The sequence below is a fragment of the Vibrio sp. 1249-1 genome (genome assembly GCF_033340495.1).
Genome location: NZ_JAWOWJ010000068.1, coordinates 1 through 1,309, shown reverse-complemented (window position 1 = coordinate 1,309; position 1,309 = coordinate 1). Strand labels below are relative to the sequence as shown.

General features: G+C 45.3%; 1 protein-coding gene and 1 pseudogene. Both read left to right on the top strand.

The window, feature by feature from the left end:
• Window positions 1–752, top strand: a pseudogene (locus R7Z50_RS24270) (hypothetical protein); the annotation flags it as partial.
• A gap of 206 nt (window positions 753–958) precedes the next feature.
• A partial coding sequence (locus tag R7Z50_RS24265) for an aquaporin (RefSeq protein ID WP_318149320.1) occupies window positions 959–1,309 on the top strand: 351 nt, incomplete at its 3' end.

Here is a 1,309-nt window from a genome sequence, read left to right as displayed (position 1 = left end):
CCATTGCATTACTTGGCTTCATGGTGATCGAAAAATGGGATGTAGCGAGTGTCGGTGCGATTCCAGAAACAGGCGCTGGTTTGAAAGATGCAATTGAGCTACTGCCGTTTACTCTAACGTCTATTCTCTTTATTCAAAGCTTGAGCCCAATGGTGATCTCATACCGCTCAAAAGAAAAATCGATTGAGGTAGCTCGCTTTAAAGCCATGCGCGCAATGAAAATTGCTTTCGGTATCTTGTTTGTGACGGTCTTCTTCTACGCGATTTCCTTTACGCTTGCGATGTCACATGAACAAGCGGTTAAAGCAGCAGAAGAGAACATCTCTGCTCTTGCGATGGTTGCGCAAGGTATGGACGGCACGACGCTAAAACTAATGAGTTTAATGCTGAATATTTTCTCAGTAATGACTGCGTTTTTTGGTGTGTACTTGGGTTTTCGCGATTCTTGCCAAGGTCTAGCGATGCTGGCTCTAAAAAAGGTCATGCCTGAAGAGAAGATCAATAAAGACTTGGTCACCAAAGGAATCATTCTCTTTGCGATTCTCATGGCGTGGGGTGCAATTGTATTGAATCTACCAGTTCTGAGCTTCACATCAGTATGTAGCCCTATCTTTGGTTTGATTGGCTGTTTGATTCCAGCTTACCTTGTCTATCAAGTGCCTTCTTTACACAAATACAAAGGCGCGTCGCTTTACTTGATTATTGCTACTGGTATTTTGCTGTGCGTATCGCCTTTCGTCGCATTTAGTTAAAACCTACGTTGCCTTGGCTGTTACTCAGGTAGTGATGGCCAAGGCAAACTGAAGATTCAGCCTCTCTTCTCCCTGCTTTTATCTCATCCTTGAGAACTCTTGCCACATACCGTCCTATTTGCAGTTTTTACGCGATCTCCCTCACACTTTATTGACAATTCTCGACTATGTTCAGCGGGTCATTTAATTAGAAATTAGGAAATAACATGAACAAGTATTTGGCTGAGGCTTTTGGTACGTTCTGGCTAGTATTGGGCGGCTGCGGCAGCGCAGTGTTGGCTGCAGGTTTTCCAGATGTTGGTATTGGTCTGCTGGGTGTCGCTCTGGCCTTTGGTTTAACCGTTTTAACCATGGCATTTGCAATCGGTCATATTTCAGGTTGCCATTTGAACCCTGCAGTGACGGTTGGCCTTTGGGCTGGCGGTCGTTTTGATACAAAAGACGTTGCGCCTTACATCATCGCACAAGTGATCGGCGGGCTGATCGCTGGTGGTATTCTTTATGTCATCGCGACAGGACAAGCTGGATTTGATGTTGTTGGTTCTGGCTTTGCCGCC